General features: G+C 43.1%; 11 protein-coding genes and 1 tRNA gene. 6 read left to right on the top strand and 6 right to left on the bottom strand.

What is annotated here, in order from left to right; all coding sequences use genetic code 11:
• Positions 1–9: 9 nt before the first annotated feature.
• The 4 genes from AOB57_RS09840 to AOB57_RS09825 form a co-directional block, all read right to left on the bottom strand.
• Complete coding sequence (locus tag AOB57_RS09840; protein WP_054298412.1) at positions 10–3,444, bottom strand: DEAD/DEAH box helicase family protein; 3,435 nt, start codon at positions 3,442–3,444, stop codon at positions 10–12.
• Entirely contained in the window at positions 3,441–4,685 is a 1,245-nt protein-coding gene (locus tag AOB57_RS09835) for a restriction endonuclease subunit S (RefSeq protein ID WP_054298411.1), read from the bottom strand. Before AOB57_RS09835 ends, AOB57_RS09840 begins: the two co-directional genes overlap by 4 nt.
• Entirely contained in the window at positions 4,682–6,220 is a 1,539-nt protein-coding gene (locus tag AOB57_RS09830; RefSeq protein WP_054298410.1) for a class I SAM-dependent DNA methyltransferase, read from the bottom strand. Before AOB57_RS09830 ends, AOB57_RS09835 begins: the two co-directional genes overlap by 4 nt.
• Positions 6,221–6,744: 524 nt before the next feature.
• Positions 6,745–6,855: transfer RNA gene (locus AOB57_RS09825), tRNA-Met, on the bottom strand.
• A 787-nt stretch (positions 6,856–7,642) separates the two neighbouring features.
• Between AOB57_RS09825 and AOB57_RS09820 the strand changes: the two genes are divergently transcribed.
• The 4 genes from AOB57_RS09820 to AOB57_RS09805 all read left to right on the top strand — a co-directional run bounded on the left by AOB57_RS09820 (position 7,643) and on the right by AOB57_RS09805 (position 11,879).
• Positions 7,643–8,026 carry a molybdopterin dinucleotide binding domain-containing protein gene (locus tag AOB57_RS09820; RefSeq protein ID WP_054298409.1) on the top strand — a complete coding sequence of 128 codons (384 nt, stop codon included), beginning with the start codon at positions 7,643–7,645 and terminating at the stop codon, positions 8,024–8,026.
• Between the two features lie 68 nt (positions 8,027–8,094).
• Positions 8,095–9,399 carry a formylmethanofuran dehydrogenase subunit B gene (locus AOB57_RS09815; protein ID WP_054298408.1) on the top strand — a complete coding sequence of 435 codons (1,305 nt, stop codon included), beginning with the start codon at positions 8,095–8,097 and terminating at the stop codon, positions 9,397–9,399.
• Positions 9,396–11,120, top strand: a complete 1,725-nt coding sequence (locus AOB57_RS09810) for a formylmethanofuran dehydrogenase subunit A (RefSeq protein ID WP_264371690.1) — start codon at positions 9,396–9,398, stop codon at positions 11,118–11,120. The genes AOB57_RS09815 and AOB57_RS09810 overlap by 4 nt, the downstream gene beginning before the upstream one ends.
• Positions 11,121–11,879 (top strand): formylmethanofuran dehydrogenase subunit C, encoded by a 759-nt coding sequence (locus AOB57_RS09805; RefSeq protein ID WP_054298406.1) that lies wholly within the window; start codon positions 11,121–11,123, stop codon positions 11,877–11,879. It begins immediately after the preceding gene.
• A 444-nt stretch (positions 11,880–12,323) separates the two neighbouring features.
• Here the strand turns inward: AOB57_RS09805 and AOB57_RS09800 are convergent, their stop codons facing one another.
• Positions 12,324–12,902, bottom strand: a complete 579-nt coding sequence (locus tag AOB57_RS09800; protein WP_054298405.1) for a hypothetical protein — start codon at positions 12,900–12,902, stop codon at positions 12,324–12,326.
• A 177-nt stretch (positions 12,903–13,079) separates the two neighbouring features.
• Positions 13,080–15,071 carry an S-layer protein domain-containing protein gene (locus tag AOB57_RS09795; RefSeq protein ID WP_054298404.1) on the bottom strand — a complete coding sequence of 664 codons (1,992 nt, stop codon included), beginning with the start codon at positions 15,069–15,071 and terminating at the stop codon, positions 13,080–13,082.
• Positions 15,072–16,026: 955 nt separating this feature from the next.
• Between AOB57_RS09795 and AOB57_RS09790 the strand changes: the two genes are divergently transcribed.
• Entirely contained in the window at positions 16,027–17,007 is a 981-nt protein-coding gene (locus tag AOB57_RS09790) for an IS5 family transposase (protein ID WP_394339691.1), read from the top strand.
• A gap of 74 nt (positions 17,008–17,081) precedes the next feature.
• A complete protein-coding gene (locus AOB57_RS09785; RefSeq protein ID WP_054300009.1) occupies positions 17,082–17,657 on the top strand; it encodes a hypothetical protein in 576 nt (191 codons plus the stop codon).
• Positions 17,658–17,780: the final 123 nt, after the last annotated feature.

Raw genomic sequence — 17,780 nt, 5'->3', positions numbered from 1 at the left:
AAAGATCACTTAAGCAGTAATCTGTTGCTGACCGGAGGACACCAGTGCTGTTGCTGTGATCTGTTCCAGAACTCCTATTAGTTCATCCACCTGAGCCGAGGTAAAAAGCCCGTCAGGACCGTGTGGAGTGATATCAGTAAAGGGTGATTCGTAAAGCAATGCAATATCTATTATTCCATGTTCGGTAAGGTGGTTAATTATCAGGTTTATGAACTCTATCTGATTTGCATTTAGGGTTTTGCCCGATAGAAAAGTAGCTAGAGATTGTTTCGCAGCCTCTCGGTCCAATCCTACAAGTGAGCGAACGAACAACCCCAGACCGTGAGATACTTCTTTAGCACGAGCGATATCTTCCTTCCTGCCCACCCCGCTTTCAGAAAGTATTCTCTCCAATTCGTCAAGGTCAGATGATGTCAATGCTATATTCATCCGAAGCTTATAAATGACGGTATTATCCTGGTGCTCCAGTAGAAAAGCACGAGTTTTGGCACGAAACTTCTCGAAATCTCCGGCAGAAGAAAAGCCAGGTAATTCCACATTAATTTCGCTACCCATTTCATCTTCAAAATCGGTAAAAATCGGCGTTCTCTGGTGTTTGTCTATCAGTTTTACCAGGTCACGGAGACGCCGCCTAAGAGTTTCCAGCATGGGAGTTGTTACATTCTCCCACCATTCGTCGGTCTGCACGTCTAGAATTAAAGCCATCTGGTCACGTACCATCGGGATAGTGGACTTTTCTTCCAGAAGACCGGCAATATTTCTCACCTTATCACGCAGGCGCTCAAAACCAGGTTCGGCACGCAGCAAAGCAAGCTGCAGGTTCAGGATAAGAAGATCAAAACGCTTTGCCTCTTCTGCTTCAGGTTGTAATTCCGAAGGCAGACTCGCAACTTCATGGGAAAGCTCGGAGAGGTCTTCGCTGGATAGCTTTATCCAGGCTTCTGGCTTTGAGTATTTCTCGACAAGCTGCCGCTTGGGACGCACTATAAAGTTATCCAGATTCATCGAGGTAATCTCATTATGCAGAGTTTCAGCAATCAGGAAGCGGACTTCAGCTTCTGTTTTCGGTTCACCATATCTCTCCGGGGTCTCAGCACCGCCTTTAATTTCAGCTTCTAGTCTCTTGTCCAGCTCGGAAAGTAACTCAAGCCGCGATTTGAACAGGCGCGTACTGAGGGAATCTCCTAGTGAACCTTCAGTGGTCTCAGTATTCTGGTTGAAGAACTCAAGGTTCTGGCAATAATCGAAAAGATAAAAGAATTTTTTATCTTTTCCCGGCCCAAAAAGGTCAGGACATAGCCTTGTACCGCGCCCTATCATCTGCCAGAACTTTGTCCTGGAACGCACCAGTTTGAAGAAAACTAGATTCACTATCTCCGGTACATCGATTCCGGTATCAAGCATGTCCACAGAGATAGCAATGTGGGGAGATTTTTCCTTGATAGAGAAGTTGTTTATAAGGCTCTGGGCATATTCAGTCTTAAAAGTGATAACTCGGGCAAACTCGCCCTTGAAATGCGGATAATTTGCATTGAACCGTTCGGCAATATATTCAGCATGAGCCTGGTTTTTGGCAAAAATAATAGTTTTGCCCAGACGGTCACCGCCAGCGACTTTTAACCCCCGCTCCATCAGGTGCTCCAGCACTTTGTCTACGGTATCTTTATTGAACAGCCATTTGTTGATGGCTTCGGCTTCTACACGGTCAGGAATTTCGCCGTCCTCATCCCCCCAATCCAGAGATTCCCACTGCTCTTTATCTTCATCGGAAAGGTCATCGTAATTGATCCCCTGGCGCTGGAATTTAAGGGGTACTGAAACTGCTTTTGGGGGAACCAGGAAACCGTCTTCTACAGCTTCTTCGAGCTGGTAGGCATCGGTAGGGACTCCGGGTTCAAGGTCAAAGAGGCTGAAAGTATTGCGTTCAATTTCATTTTTGGGGGTTGCTGTAAGACCCACAAGGAGAGAATCAAAGTAGTCGAAAATAGCCCTGTATTTTTTAAAGACCGAACGATGCGCCTCATCGATAATCACGAGGTCAAAGTGTCCTACTCCGAACCGGCGCTGTCCATTGTTCATCTCTTCTATCTGTTTCATCATTGTAGGATAGGTCGAAACAAAAACTCTCCCTTCTATATCTTTTTCAGTTACAAGGTTCACAGGTGATGAGTCGGGAAGGTGCCGCTTGAAGGCGTTTACCGCCTGATTGACAAGAGCTACCCTGTCAGCAAGGAAAAGCACACGTTTTACCCAGTTGCAGCGCATAAGAAGGTCACAGAGTGCAATTACGGTTCGGGTCTTTCCTGCACCTGTTGCCATTACTACCAGAGCTTTCCGGTCATTGTCCTTTTCAAAGGATTCTCCAATCCGACGGATAGCACGGATTTGATAGTAGCGATCGGCAATTTTTGAGTTAACATCGACTTCTGAGAGAGATTTGCGGCTCCTACGACGCTGGATTAACAGTTCCAGTTCAGCTTTTTTGTAGAATCCCTGAACCTGCCTAGGTGGATACATGGAATCATCCCAGATCCAGTGATCGTACCCGTTTGAATAGAAGATCACTGGTCTCTGCCCGAATTGGTTTTCCAGGCAGTCGGCATAAAGCTTTGCCTGTTGTTGACCTACCCGCGGGTCTTTTGTGGTGCGTTTTGCTTCCACCAGAGCAAGGGGCTTCCCGTCATCCCCCCAGAGCACATAATCTACATAACCGATTCCGCTTTCGTTCGGCATGCCTGAGACTTCAAATTCCTCATCCTTATCCTTATCCAGAGACCAGCCGGCTTCTTTAAGCAGGAGATCAATGAAGTAGTTTCGGGTCTCAGCTTCGGAATAATCGTGCGTGTCCGGCAGTAAAGTTGAAGCTTCCTTTGCCTTTGCAACCTCAACCCGCAGACGTTTGAGTTCTTCGTCCATTGCGGATTTGTCAGCCAGAAGCTCAGAAAGTTTTTCATCCTTTTCGCGCAGGCTCTCTTCAAGTTTCTGCAACTGCTCTATTGTCTGCTTCGGGATAGTTGTTTTGGGCAATTCCTCGGGGTTAAAGCTCAGTCCATCTTCAGGATTCCCCTGCCTGCCATAAGTGCGTGCCAGCCAGTAGGTTATATGGAAAAGCTCACTCACGGCTGTTACTGAATCATATTCCTTGATAGGACTGTTACTATGCACAGCCTGATTCCCAAGCTGGATAATCACCCGTGCCTTGTTAAAAACCGCCTCTCCCGCAGCCTTCTTGAACGTAGGCTCATGAATAAGAGCACTCAAATTCTCCTGATACGGCAGAAGCAGAGTATAATCATACTTATACACCCACTGCACAGCCAGCTCCAGCGCCCTGCGAGCATAAAAACAGGCAGCGCGCGGGTCAGGATAAACCGCATTTTCAGCTTTTTCGGCTGCCTCATACAAAAAAGGCCATTCGGCTTCGAGAAAGGCAAAATTGGTCATATCTTTACTCCTTTCTCTATTTTCCGGTCAAAAAATTGATTTGAAAACAGTTTTCCAGTAAAGGCTTCATGCAATAGTGCATCAAAGAGATTATTGATTTCTAAGAGGGACTGCTGTTGAGATTGTTGCCTTCTTTCTATTTCTAATACAATTTTTTCAAACATCAATTGTGTATCAATAGGTGGTAGAAAAATTTCTACATCTCTGACTTTGTTCGTACTTATTGTATTGAGGCCACTAGTTGTTCTACTTTTATAGTAAAAATATCCTTTATTACCATACAAATTCAAAAAATAAGATGCAAAATATGGTCTCATATAGTTTTCATCAAGCCGAACTTTAATTATATGATTTTGATGAGCACAATTAGCAATTTCTCCTTTCCATACAGCAGTTCTACCTATCTCTTCAATATTTCCATGTCCTTCGACAATGAGAACATCGTCTTTTTTCAGCATATATTTATTAGTTTCAGAATCAGAGATGTGGATATACTTTATCTCACTCAAATCCAATTTGTTACGAAAAACATTAGCTACACGTAGATATGGGAATAGATTTTCTTTTTTACTTCTTCTTTGGCTGTTTAAAGTCAATCCACTACTTACTTCACTAACCTCGCTTAATTTCACAACATTAAAACCTCTTGGATTTTTCATTGGATCCCCAAACATTTCTATAAAAATGGATTGAACTAACTCATCGAGCTGAGCGAGCGCAGCTCTGCGCTTGGCTCGCAGAGCCTCCGCACGGTCTAGAATATCTGCGATTTTCTTCTGTTCATCTAAGGGAGGAAGAGGGATTTTCATCAATGTGATGTCACTTAGCCTAATCGAAGGATAGGCCTCATCTTGAATGAGACAAGTTGGTGAAAAGACTTGCAGGCAATGGCGTAAATAACCTGAATCTAGATTTGGTCCGGCTATTACGGCTGCAAGATGATTCACAACATAGGCAGGCGAGGTAAGCCGATATACAAGGCCTTTTGTAGCTGACATCCCGCTCTTTGCGAATAAAACACTTCCTGCAGGAAATAAGCGTAATCGATGCTTTTTAGCTACATCTTCGCTCAAAAGCTCCAATGATGATTCTACTATTGCTCCTTCTATCAATGGTTTCAGGCTTCCAGCACGCACAAATGGGATGCCAACTTTACTAAAGTCATCAGGGTCTTGCGGTGCACTTCCTCCTGCAGCAATTTCTGCAACTTTACCAAGTTCTATTGCTGGCCAAGGACTCAACCTAGCATCCCCTCCAGTTCCTCCATCCCCTGCTGAATCTCAGCTTCCAGCTTTGCGAGGCTTTTGAGTATCTCTTTCGGGGATCTGTATTCCACTTCTTCGTACACAACTTCTTTATAGCGGTTTAGGGAAAGGTCGTAGCCCTGGGCTGCGATATCGGCTTTTGGCACGCAAAAGCTCTGTTCGGTTCGGGAACGTTTGAGTTCACTGTTATTACGCTCCTTCCAGCGGGCAAGGATATCAGGAAGGTTATTTTTCGCGTGCTCGTCTTCGTTAAGCTTGGTTGAGGGAGTAACACCCAGTTTATCTTCGCTCAGGAGAGGGGTGCGCTTATCGTCAAGGCTCCAGCCGTCAGCCTGAACATCGTAGAACCAGACATGGTCTGTGCCTCCTGAATTTGTTTTGGTGAAAAGGAGGATTGCGGTTGAAACACCGGCATAGGGTTTGAAAACGCCGCCGGGGAGTGAAACGATGGCATCGAGTTTCTGCTCCTCTACAAGTATGCGGCGGAGTTTCTTGTGCGCTCTGGTTGAGCCGAAAAGCACGCCGTCAGGAACGATAACAGCCGCCCGGCCGCCCGGCTTCAACAGGCGCAGGAAAAGAGCCACGAAAAGCAGTTCGGTCTTTTTGGTCTTGACGATCTGGAGAAGGTCTTTTGCAGTGTTTTCGTAGTCCAGCGAGCCGGCAAATGGAGGATTTGCGAGAACAAGCGTGTAAGCCTCTTCGTCGCTGGCGTTTTCCTGGGAAAGGGAGTCTCTATAGCGGATATCGGGGTTTTCCACGCCGTGAAGGAGCATGTTCATGCTGCCTATGCGGAGCATGACGTTATCGAAATCAAAGCCGTGGAACATGCCGTGATGAAAGTGTTGTTTCAGTTTCTCATCGTGCAGGATATTAGGATAGTGTTCGCGAAGGTATTCGCCTGCACATACGAGAAATCCGGCTGTACCGCATGCGGGATCGCATATAATGTCTTTCGGCTGGGGTGAGGTCAGTTCCACCATCAGGCGGATGATATGGCGCGGGGTTCGGAACTGGCCGTTCTGCCCGGCGGTAGCGATCTTGCTGAGCATGTATTCATAGAGGTCGCCTTTAGTATCGCGGTTTTCCATCGGAATATCGTCCAGAAGGTCAACTACTTTGGCGAGAAGAGCAGGCGTGGGAATGGTGAAACGGGCATCTTTCATATGGTGGGCGTATGTGGAATTATCGCCTCCAAGGGTGCGCAGGAAGGGGAAAACATGTCTATCGACCACTGTGAACATCTTAGCCGGCTGAAGGTTCTTGAAGCGGGACCATCTCATGCTTTCATAGGGACAGCCCTCTTCGTCCTTACCCTCAGGGAAAATGCGGCGCTCCATCGGGCGTTTGAGCCGGACTGATTTATTTTCTTCCAGTGTATGCAGGTCGTCCAGCCGCCTTAAAAACAGCAGGTAGGTAATTTGTTCGATAACCTCGAGGGGGTTGGAGATTCCTCCGGACCAGAAAGCATCCCATATTCGGTCGATTTGGTTTTTTAATTCACCACTGATCATTTTTTATTCCTCTAAATCAGGTAGCTGAGGTGGCTGAAGTTAATGTAAAAGGCTGTAAAACAGCAGAAAATTCTTCTGTTTACCTGAATCTATCGTGATTTTATCTTTGCCCAGCCTCGTATTCACTCACCGATTGTAGCCAGATTTAAACTTTTTGATTAATTTTCAACAATGCATATTTTTATGGTATATTTTCTTAGCCTATTATCAGGTTACAATTTTGATTACCTTAAATGTTTATTTTTAAAGACTTGTTGTCAAGTATCTATCCGCGATTCTTATTAACTCTTACTATCTTTATCATATTTCTAAATAAAATCTTTAAAAAGAGATTAAATTAATAATTCAAGCAATAGATAGTGAAGCATATTTGAAAATTCAAAGAACCAGTTTTGAAATATTAATTTACTAATGCAACGTCTAAACAAAATGATAAATGCAGACTTTACAGTATTAAAATAGCAAACTTTACGAAACAAAAAACAAATCAGTATGCGTTAAAATCATTTATAATAAAAATTAGATGCCCGGAGCGTGACTCGAACACGCGACCTCCAGATATCTCAGGAGATTAAAGACGCCTAATTTAATTGTCCCTATGAGTCTGGCGCCCCAACCATCTAGGCTATCCGGGCTTGCAACACTCAAATGCACAAAGATCTATTAAAAGCTAACGATCGAAAGATGAAAAAATGGGTCACTGCACAACTATTTTTTATAAGAAGGGGGTCTGAGAATATGGGAGATGGACACTCCATGTGGTCAGAGCATATTAAAGGAATCAGTGAGCACGTTATGTTAGAGTTGACATAATGGGGTAATATATATTAAAAGAAATTATTGAGATATAGCTATATAGCAGAAATATATATAATAAAGAAGAAATAAAAATATGCTTTCAAACTGATTCTCAAAAACAGGGAAAGCAAAAACCATATTCTGGAGAAGCTTCAATCCCCAGAATATTATATTTATGTCAACTCGAAGGCCTGAGATCTAAGATAAATATAATTCCAAATAAATATATAAATATGAATTATAGTGGATGATCGAATAGAGATCCAGTTAAAAGAACTTACCTGGGTGTTTACACACAAAATAACCCCTTAAAACTCAAAGGCTTAAAAGTCAAACTTTACTGCTAGAATGCTTTCTGCCGCATCAAGGCAAATAAAGCAAAGCCTTCGCGAGTTAACTCCCATATTCCGTTCAGATTTAATTATTAACTCCTAAGTGTTAATTCCCAAGTTTTCAAGCCAGACTTATTAAGCAGCCAGCCAATCCGAAATAAATAGCTTCCTAAGAAAGGGCATTATTTTACGGATTGAAGGCTGTTAGAAAGAAGAAATCTGATACTGACGTTTCACAATAAAGATTTAGCTTACTTAAATACCTGGATCAGAACCCAGATGAGGAAATCCAATGAAAATAAAAGTAAATCTCATATCCGGAAGAACCGCCGACCAGGGCGCACATCTGGAAGCAAAGACGCACAAAGGCTATTTTGATGCGTGTGCTTACTGCGAACTTAGTCCCGCTGACCTTGAGAGGCTTGGCGCCTCTGAGGGAAGCAGCCTGAAAGTTACCACCGAATTTGGGGACGTGGTGGTTTTTGCAAAGGCAAATGAAGGAAACCCTGATGGTCTTGCCTTTATCCCTATGGGTCCCTGGGCAAATGCAGTGTTGAGCCCTGATACACACGGCTGCGGAATGCCCGGATTCAAAGGCGTCCCTGCGGAAATTGAAGTTACGGATGAAAAGCCACTGGACATGAAGTCCCTGATGAAAAAGTACAGGGAAGCCTGAAGTCCGATGGGGCAAAAATTTACATTTCCAATTAAATCCGGGAAATCTGAAAAAATCGGAGGAAAAATATGCCAGTAATTAAAGACGCAGTCTGCTCCCTTTGCGGGTCGCTCTGCGATGATATCACAGTCACAGTTGAAGATAACAAAATCACAAAAATCGAAAACGCCTGTATTCTTGGGCACAGCAAGTTTGTAGGTATGCTCGAACATGACAGGATAGAAACTCCTATGATCAGGAAAGATGGGGAGCTTGTCCCGGTCTCTTATGAAGAGGCGATTGAAGCTGCCGCAAAAATTCTGGTGAATTCTAAGAGAATGCTTTCTTACGGCTGGTGTTCTACTTCCTGCGAGGCGGTCAGCGGGGCTATCCAGCTAGCCGAAGAAACAGGCTCAGTCATTGACTCTACAGCAAACGTATGCCACGGACCAACAGCGCTTGCTGCCCAGGAGAAAGGGTCTCCCTCAGCCTCTCTTGGGGAAATAAAGAATAGGGCAGACGTAATTATATTCTGGGGCTGCAACCCGGTGCATGCTCACCCGAGACATATGGTCCGTTACTCAAGCTTCTCAAAAGGGCTCTTTACCGAGAAAGGGCGGAAAGGCAGGAAAATGATAGTTGTCGATGTCAGGAAAACTGACACTGCAAAACTGGCTGACAATTATGTAGAGATAGAACAGGGCTCGGACCTGCTCCTGGTTACTGCCCTTCGTTCAATTGTAAACGGGCACGAAGATGTCATCCCGGAAACCGTTGCAGGCGTTCCTAAGGCTAAAGTTGTTGAACTTGCAGAGACTCTGAAAAACGCAAAATTCGTCTGTATTTTCTTCGGGATGGGAGTAACACAGTCCCGTTCCAAGTACAAAAATGGCGATGCTATGTCCTCTTTAATTTCAGATCTTAACCAGCACACAAAAGCTGTAATGATAGGAATGCGCGGGCACTATAATGTCACTGGTTTTGGGCAGGTTGCAACCTGGGAGACCGGTTTCCCGATGGCAATCGACTTTGCTAGAGGATATCCTTATTATAACCCTGGAGAGACCGGGGCAAATGATCTTCTTGTGCGTGAAGAGCCGGACGCTGCAATAATTGCTGCAGCTGATGCAGGGGCTCATTTCCCTCAGAAAGCAGTCAGGCATCTTGCAAAAATCCCTGTAATTCAAATTGACCCATATCCTAATCCAACAACTGAAATTGCAGATGTAGTCTTCCCGGCAGCTGTTGTGGGAATAGAAGCCGAGGGAACGGCTTACCGTATGGATGCAATTTCTCTCCGCATGAAGAAATTAATTGAATCGAAGTTCAAGACCGACGAAGAAATAGTAAAAGACCTGAGCGCAAAAGTCAGGGAATTGAAGAGAGGTGCATGAAGATGTCGGAAATCCTGATTAAAAACGCAAACGTCTGCGACCCTGCACAGGGAATTAACTGCGAGACAATGGACATCTCCATAAAGGACGGAAAGATTGTAGAAAGCGTCTCCGCAAATGCAAAGGTTATTGATGCCGAAGGAAGGCTCACAATGGCAGGAGGCTTTGACGGGCATACCCACAGCGCCGGCAAAATTAACGTAGGACGTTTCATTAATCCTAACGATGCAAGGAAGAATCTCGTACCCGGACTCTCGGGGCAGGTTGCACGTACCGAAAAGACAAGAGCACAGGTAGGATACAACACTCCCAACACCTATGCAATCGGGTACAGGTACGCAAAACTCGGGTACACGACTATCTGTGAAGCCGCAATTCCCCTGCTTGCTGCAAGGCACACTCATGAAGAGTTCAAAGAAATCCCGATTCTGGACAAAATGGGGCTCTCCCTTTTCGGAAGCAACTGGCAGGTCATGGAGTATATACGTGACAAGGAACCCGAAAAGCTGGCAGCATACATTGCCTGGGGTCTCAGAGCCTCAAGAGGCTACGGAATAAAAATCGTAAATCCTGGAGGAGGAGAAGCCTGGGGATGGGGGAAGAACGTGAGCGGACTCTATGACCCTGTCCCGAACTTTGATGTAAATCCTGCCGAAATTCTGCTGGGACTTGCTGAAGTTAACGAACGTCTGAACCTTCCCCATTCCGTACATGTGCACTGCAACAACCTAGGAAAACCAGGGAATTATGAAACTACCATAGAAACCATGAAGCTCTTCGAGAAAGTTAAACCTAGCCGGGACAGGCAAGCCCTCCACGTAACTCACGTGCAGTTTAATGCCTATGCAGGTACCTCGTGGAGGGACTTTGAGACAGGAGCTCCCATGGTTGCAGATTATGTGAACGGAGCAGACCACTTGACTTTCGACCTTGGACAGGTAATCTTCGGTCCTGCAGTAACCATGACTGCAGACGGACCTGTGGAATATGCAAATGCAAGAATGCTGCACGAGAAATGGAGCAACCAGGATATTGAACTGGAAGATGCATCCGGTGTCGTACCTCTATTCTACTCTCCAAAGAGCTTTGTAAATGCCGTGCAGTGGGCAATTGGTCTTGAACTTGCCCTGCTCGTGAAGGATCCCTGGAAGGTTATGTTTACAACTGACAGTCCGAACGGTGGTTCTTTCGTGAACTATCCTGAAGCTTTTACCTACCTCATGAGTGCAAAAAGAAGGGAGGAAGTCATTTCCGGCTTTTCCAAGATGGCGCTTGATAGGATGGTATTGCCCGGAATTGAGAGGGAACTGGATTTCTATGAGCTTGCAGTTATGACCAGGAGCACCCAGTCAAAGATGTATAGCAGGCCTGAAAAAGGAAATCTTAAACCAGGTTCAGATGCCGATATCGCAATATATGATATCCTGCCTGGACAAATTGACCCCTCGATAGAGTATGAGAAGGTTAAGAAAGCTTTCTCAGGTGCAGCGTACACGCTGAAAGACGGGGAGATTGTCGTAAAAGACGGAGAGATAGAAGCTACTCCGAAAGGCAAGATCTACTGGGTAAATGCAAAGGTTCCTTCAACCATCGATAGTGCAATGCAGAAAGATATAGATGTTAAATTCAGGAAGTACTACACTGTGAGCAAAGCCAACTATATGGTTGAAGATGCGTACCTGCAGAAACCTGTTGAAATCGCCACGGAAGGGGTGTTCTAAATGCAGGTTGTAAAACTCTCCCTCAAAGAAGCCAATAAAATCCCAATCGAAGCCGATGACGTAAACCCTGACAATTTTGCAGGCAAGACTGAAGAGGAGATAAAGGCGATTAAGGTCTGGTATGGAAACGGCCAGTACCCTCTTGGCGATTTCTTCAATGTAAAGGTAGAAGGAAGCGACTCCGTTGAGAATACAAAGATTATTTTCGAAGGCGATGTCTCAAGAGTAAAGCGCATTGGGCAGAACATGAGTGCCGGAGAGATAGAGATCAACGGCAATGTGGATATGCACTGCGGCTTTGGTATGAGAGGCGGGAAGATCGTAATTAATGGCGATGCTGACAGCTGGCTTGGCTGTGAGATGACAGGTGGAGAAATTATACTCAACGGAAATGCCTCTTACTATGTAGGGTCAGGTTACAGGGGAGAATCCTGCGGCATGCGTGGAGGAAAAATTACTATCAACGGCAATGCCAAAGACTACCTTGGAGAACACATGTGCGGAGGAGAAATCCTCGTAAAAGGCAGTGTAGGTCTCCTTCCTGCAATCTCAAACAACGGCGGGAAGATAATAATTGAAGGCAATGCTACAATGCCTGCAAGTGAAATGAAGAGCGGTACAGTTATCATTAAAGGTGAAACGTTCGATCTCTTGCCATCCTTTAAAGAAGAAGGAACAGAGGAGTTTGAAGGGGTTACCTACCGGAAATTCACTGGCGATGTCAACGTCGGCGGAAAAGGTGTATTGCTGATAAAGTAAAAGCGGCATCTCTAACTGAAAATTAATAAAATTGAGAATTAATAAAACTCTCAAAAAGAATTAAGTCGGCGGATAAGATCATAAACGGGTTTAATTCCCAGAAGACTCTTTATCTTATCCGTTTCTTATCCACCCATATTGGATCTTAAAAGTAGAATTACTGGAATTGTCTGTTTTAAATCGGGATCAAATTTGGCTTTTTTGTTTTCTTAAAATATTGAGTTTATATACTTCTTTTGGGATGATTTTTTTAAGAAGATTTGCAGTAATGTGCCAATCATTTTAACGAATTCATATCAGATTCCATGAGCCGTGGTTCTTTATATCCACACAATGAAGAAGATCTGAAATCGGATAAGAAGGCTTGGTAAGGAAAGCGAAAAATGAACTGTAAAAAATTAAAGGATATAAAAGGGTAAAAGACATACCCCTCGCGTAAACATATTAATATCCTGTTGCTTCAGCTAACTGTCTCACCTGAGTACTGTCAGCAGTATTTCCAAAAACTACCAGCACATAGTTTTCGTTGCTCCAGATATAGGAGTACCTGGGAACAGATTTTCCACTAGATGTTATATAATCAGTTATTCGGACAGCAGAATGTCCGTTAAAGGATTCTTCCACAAAGCGGGAACCATTCTGTAACGGCGGGAAAGAAGATTTGTATGCACCAATAAGGTTATTTGCAGCCTCGGCATCCTCAAGCTCGATTACATCCAGATAGAAGTCCGACCCGTTGTATCTGTACATCCCTTCGGACCCACCTACGATTCCGGAAACATTCTCTGCGTTATAGTCATTTTTGATATCAGTTTCATTAAGAGGAAGGGACCCAACGTATTCAAAACCTGCAGGAAGGTTTTCAATTTCGCTAATATCAGCCGCAGTTCCATCAGTTATACTTGTTCCCGAGTTATCTTGCTCTGTTCCATTATCATCTGCAGAATTATTGTCACCGACGCAGCCTGAAAACGCGATCATTAAAACCGCAAATACAGATATTAAAGCTATACTTTTTTTCATAAATCTTCACCTTGATTTTCAAAAACCCTGAAAAACCAGACGGCTTATAGAATCAGGATTTCAGATTTAAAAGAATTGTCAGAACTAAGAAATCAGGAGATAAAAAGGTATCTGCAAAAAGAAACCAAAAAAGAATTGAAAGAAAGAAGGGTTAGGAAAACCCTTCAATCAGAAAATTTAGTTGTTCCTCCTGACGAGGTAGACAACTGCAAGGAGTCCAACAAGTCCAAGGACAACTCCGAAGCCAGGAGTGTCTGCTGGTTCTTCTTCAGGAGTTTCGCCTACGGTTGGTTCCTCTTCTGCAGGGGTCTCTCCAGGTTCGGTTACGTTCTCATCGTCTTCAGGAGCGGTTACGTTCTCATCGTCTTCAGGAGCGGTTACGTTCTCACCCACTGTAGGTTCGTCATCCTCTAGATCGGGTTCTTCGCCTTCGCCGACAGTTCTCTCAACGAATGGGTAGTACCTGAGCTCGTTGGATGGGGTGTCAGCGATCTTGAAGAACATGCCTTCAGCGATTTCTTCTTCAGAGTCTCTGGTCAGAGTGAAGGAATCGTCATTGCGGATCACAAGGCTGTCTCCCTGGATGGAAACGTCGTTAAGTTCACCGAATTCGTCGTCAGACTCAATGGTCATTGCATTTGCGTAGTCAATGAGCCAGAGACCTTCGATCTGGGCAATGCTGTCGACTGCGCCCTGGAAGACCTGGTTGACATGTACTCTGAAGACAACAACATCGTCTTCATCCTCAATGTCATCAAGTTCGACTTCCCAGGTGTTTGCGCCAGTGCCAACAACTGAAATGATCTCATCGTCTACGAATTCTCCGTCTTTGGTGAATTCGAGCCAGACTTTCTCACCTTCAACATCGACCTGCTTGGCTTCGAGAGCATAGCCTTCACCGAGGTCAAGGGTTTCGCCGGTTCTGACAGTGTACCTGTCGTCGCTGTCAAGGATGAGCTTGGCAAGTTTGTCAGCGCTGTTGGCTTTCAGTGGGATATACTTCTCTGCAAAGAAGCCGATAACTGGATACTGGCCCCACTCGTCATATTCAAAGTCAACATTCTGAATGGTAGTGTTATAAACAAGACCGCCCTCAGGAATTACATTTCCTTCAAGTCCGGAGACAGAAAGGGTCTCTGTGGTAACATCATCATTGATGTCGTAGAAGAAACCTGCAAAGTTAGTTGCATCCCAGGTGAAGTCACCGGTGGCAACCTGTCCTCTGACTTCATAGGTTCCTGGGTCTGTAAGTTCCTTCATGACATAGAACCTGAGTACATTGGTTGGTGTGTCAGCGATCTTGAAGAACATGCCTTCAGCGATTTCTTCTTCAGAGTCTCTGGTCAGAGTGAAGGAATCGTCATTGCGGATCACAAGGCTGTCTCCCTGGATGGAAACGTCGTTAAGTTCACCGAATTCGTCGTCAGACTCAATGGTCATTGCATTTGCGTAGTCAATGAGCCAGAGACCTTCGATCTGGGCAATGCTGTCGACTGCGCCCTGGAAGACCTGGTTGATATGTACTCTGAAGACAACAACATCGTCTTCGTCCTGGATGTCATCAAGTTCGACTTCCCAGGTGCTCATGTTTTCGTTAACGACTGAGATGATTTCGTCATCTACGAATTCTCCGTCTTTGGTGAATTCGAGCCAGACTTTCTCACCTTCAACATCGACCTGCTTGGCTTCGAGAGCATAGCCTTCACCGAGGTCAAGGGTTTCGCCGGTTCTAATGGTGTACCTGTCATCGCTATCAAGGACGAGCTTGGCAAGTTTGTCAGCGCTGTTGGGTTTCAGTGGGATGTACTTCTCTGCAAAGAAGCCAATTACACTGTAATTGTCCCAGCCTGCGGCGCCGGTAAATTCATATTCAACCTGCTGAATTTGGGTCTCATAGACGAGCCCACCCTCTCCAATTACGTTGCCGTTGTTTCCTGGAACATTTCTAATGGAAAGAGTTTCAGTTGTAACGTTGTCGTTAATGTCATAGAAGAATGCTGCAAATTGTGTAGCATCGATTGTAATGCCGTCGGTACCGACGATTTCCTGGATGTTAGAGCCGTTGAACACAGGACCGCGGATCTCAACTGCATCTTGTGCACTTGCGGCGGATGCAAATACAGTAAGAAGCATGAGAGTAGCCAGTGTCACTGCTGCAAATCTCTTCATTTTATTGTTCCTCCATGTTTGTTAAGATATGTCGTATGTAAGAAGAAGTGTCGGGATCAACACTTTAAGGGTTTCACCATTCTTCACCAAATCAGACTTATATATATCGTCTATTGCCGAAGAGGATTTCATTCCCTCCTTATCCCTCTAAATTGGATTACAAGTGTTCTATAAAATAATTGCCTTATTAAATCTTTTGTGGTCTATTTCAGGGAAATCGAACAGGAAAAGCGCAAAACAACGATGTAAATGACGGTAAATGTCGAAAGAACTCAGGCAGAATATTCGTCAAAAATAAACTTAAAAGATAAATTCGAAATATTTATAAGAGACTATAGAAAAAAGATAGTATAATTATAGAGCTTTTACATTAAACAATTTCAAATCAATACTAATTCTACAATCCAGCTGGTAAGCTTCTCCTGTTGGCAAGCTTTTTCTGCATCACATCTTAAAATCTTTTGAGTTTGATAAACTTTCGACACGTTATGGGATCAGATCCAGGCTAATACGTTCTTATGAATCTGCAAGTCGCCCAAAATTAATTGAGATATAAATCCGAATTTGAAGAGTTCAGTTCATTTAGATAGATCTGTCTTTAGAGACGGTGTCCTGACAGAGCACATACTCAATACAAGTGATATTATACTCAATAAGTAATATCAAGTTTGAGGGGGTTATAAAAGTCGGGTTAATGGCTCGGGAAAATTGTGATGCGGTTAAATAGTTTAAAGATTTTTAAAAGTACTTCCTTTATTTTTATAATATTATTCAAAACTCTTTACATTATCTGCAGGAGAAAAAGGTGTTATATTAGAAGTTGACGACATAAAAAGAGAAATATAAAAAGAGCATTATATGATACCATTGGATTTAAAAGAAAGCAAAAAACTGGCTCTGTAGAAATCCTCTAAATTCTGTTTTACCCAAAAATTATAAAAATAAAATTGTAAAAATGCTCCTTAATTTTTTGCCCTCACAAAAAACAAAGGAGCAATTGCTATTGTCATCAAATAAGTATATTAAATTTATTGATCTCAGTCTTAAAACGGTTCAGTCTTCCAGACTGAACCTTTACTCCTGCAAATATTCCAAACGTGTTTATACTCAACATCAGCTTCTTGTTCTTGTTTTATTGAAGGAGTATATAAGTACAGACTACCGTGACTTTGTAGAACTTGTTGACCTCATGAACAATATAAAGAAAAAACTTGACCTTGATAAGGTTCCTCATTACACTACTCTTCAAAAGTTTGTGTCCAGAATTCCCTCTTCATTGTTTAACCTAATTTTGTCAAAAACTCTAAAACTATTTTACTCACATGGAGAAAAAGTTCTCATTACGGCAATTGATGCAACAGGATTTACGAGTTCTTATGCAAGTCATTATTATTCTAAGAGAACAGGGAAGCTCCGAAGGAGCTTCCTTAAAACTTCAATATCAGTAGACACTATTAAAAAAGTAATATTAGGATGGAAAATTAGCCAAAAAACAGATCATGATGTCAAGCATGCAAAGACTCTGATAAGACAATCAAACAAGTCAAGAAAGTCTCAATGTTATGTGATGGATAAAGGATATGATTCCGAAGAAATTCATACTCTAATAAGAGAAGAGATAAAAGCAGATTCAATAGTACCTTTGAGAGAAAGAAAAAGAAAGAGAATAAACGGAAAATATAGAAAACAATTAAACAAAGACTTTGATAAGATCAAATACAATAGAAGGAATATAGTAGAGACAATAATATCTGTTGTAAAAAGAAAATTTGGAGAAACATTAAGAGCAAGAAAGGTTAGAAATCAAGTAAAAGAAGTAAAAGTTAAACTAATAGTCTATAATATAAACAAAAAAGTAATACAATTATTATGGATTAAATTAAGGATTTCTACAGAGCCAAAAAACTGCTACTATATGAATAAAAGAATAAATTAAATAAGAACGTGAAACAAGGTAAGATTTATTGAACTAAATATAACGTAGGTCTAAAACACGAAGGGGAATTCGCTTTGGAATGTAAAAATGTTATTCAGGATGTCATATGCAGAATAAAAGCTATGAAGGGCGTTGAAGATACATACGTTTTGAGTGAGGAAGACAAAGAAAAAATTTTAGAGCTTGAGAAAAAGGCTGAAGGTGCCGTCCTTATGGGATTGGGTGTGGGAGACAACCAGGGGATTAAGGAAGTCTTCAAACGTCAGATAATCATAGCCTTTACAACTAATATGGACTATGTCTGGCCCGAGGGGCCTAACGTAGTGCTTATGCAGTACGGAGAAAAAATTGGTGAGGACATTTACGACTCCGAGAAGCTTGAAGAGTGTAAAAAGTGCGATGATATGCTGGTTATGGGGAACTTTGTAATCTACAAAAACACAATGCCTAAACCAGGAGGTGGAAAGAAAGAACCTATAACTGTCGTCCTACCCCCACAGAAATGTCAGGATGTAGAGTGCGTGGAAGGGGTGACCAATGTTGTAATTGCGTCTCCATCCACCCCATCAGATGAGTATATAAGATCTTTAATGGGCCTCAAGCCCGCAGTCGGACTCGGAACTTTTATTATTGGGTTCGATCTCTGCTAAGTAATAGATCTATGAAACCTCATTGATAAAGACGAAGCTTGCTCTATTTATATGCGTTAAGCTATCATTATAGCTACATTATTGCAAATTATCAAAAAGTTAGATTAAACAGCTTTTTAAAAG

Origin of the sequence: Methanosarcina flavescens, assembly GCF_001304615.2 — an archaeon.
Taxonomy (GTDB): domain Archaea; phylum Halobacteriota; class Methanosarcinia; order Methanosarcinales; family Methanosarcinaceae; genus Methanosarcina; species Methanosarcina flavescens.
The sequence above is the reverse complement of the archived record's forward strand: the minus strand, read 5'-3'. Positions and strand labels throughout refer to the sequence as shown.

Bases quoted from the DNA above. Each gene is read 5' to 3' on its own strand.
- AOB57_RS09795 (WP_054298404.1), bottom strand. From the start codon at position 15,071: ATGAAGAGATTTGCAGCAGTGACACTGGCTACTCTCATGCTTCTTACT.
- AOB57_RS09805 (WP_054298406.1), top strand. From the start codon at position 11,121: ATGCAGGTTGTAAAACTCTCCCTCAAAGAAGCCAATAAAATCCCAATC.
- AOB57_RS09790 (WP_394339691.1), top strand. From the start codon at position 16,027: ATGCTCCTTAATTTTTTGCCCTCACAAAAAACAAAGGAGCAATTGCTA.
- AOB57_RS09820 (WP_054298409.1), top strand. From the start codon at position 7,643: ATGAAAATAAAAGTAAATCTCATATCCGGAAGAACCGCCGACCAGGGC.
- AOB57_RS09815 (WP_054298408.1), top strand. From the start codon at position 8,095: ATGCCAGTAATTAAAGACGCAGTCTGCTCCCTTTGCGGGTCGCTCTGC.
- AOB57_RS09800 (WP_054298405.1), bottom strand. From the start codon at position 12,902: ATGAAAAAAAGTATAGCTTTAATATCTGTATTTGCGGTTTTAATGATC.
- AOB57_RS09830 (WP_054298410.1), bottom strand. From the start codon at position 6,220: ATGATCAGTGGTGAATTAAAAAACCAAATCGACCGAATATGGGATGCT.
- AOB57_RS09810 (WP_264371690.1), top strand. From the start codon at position 9,396: ATGAAGATGTCGGAAATCCTGATTAAAAACGCAAACGTCTGCGACCCT.
- AOB57_RS09840 (WP_054298412.1), bottom strand. From the start codon at position 3,444: ATGACCAATTTTGCCTTTCTCGAAGCCGAATGGCCTTTTTTGTATGAG.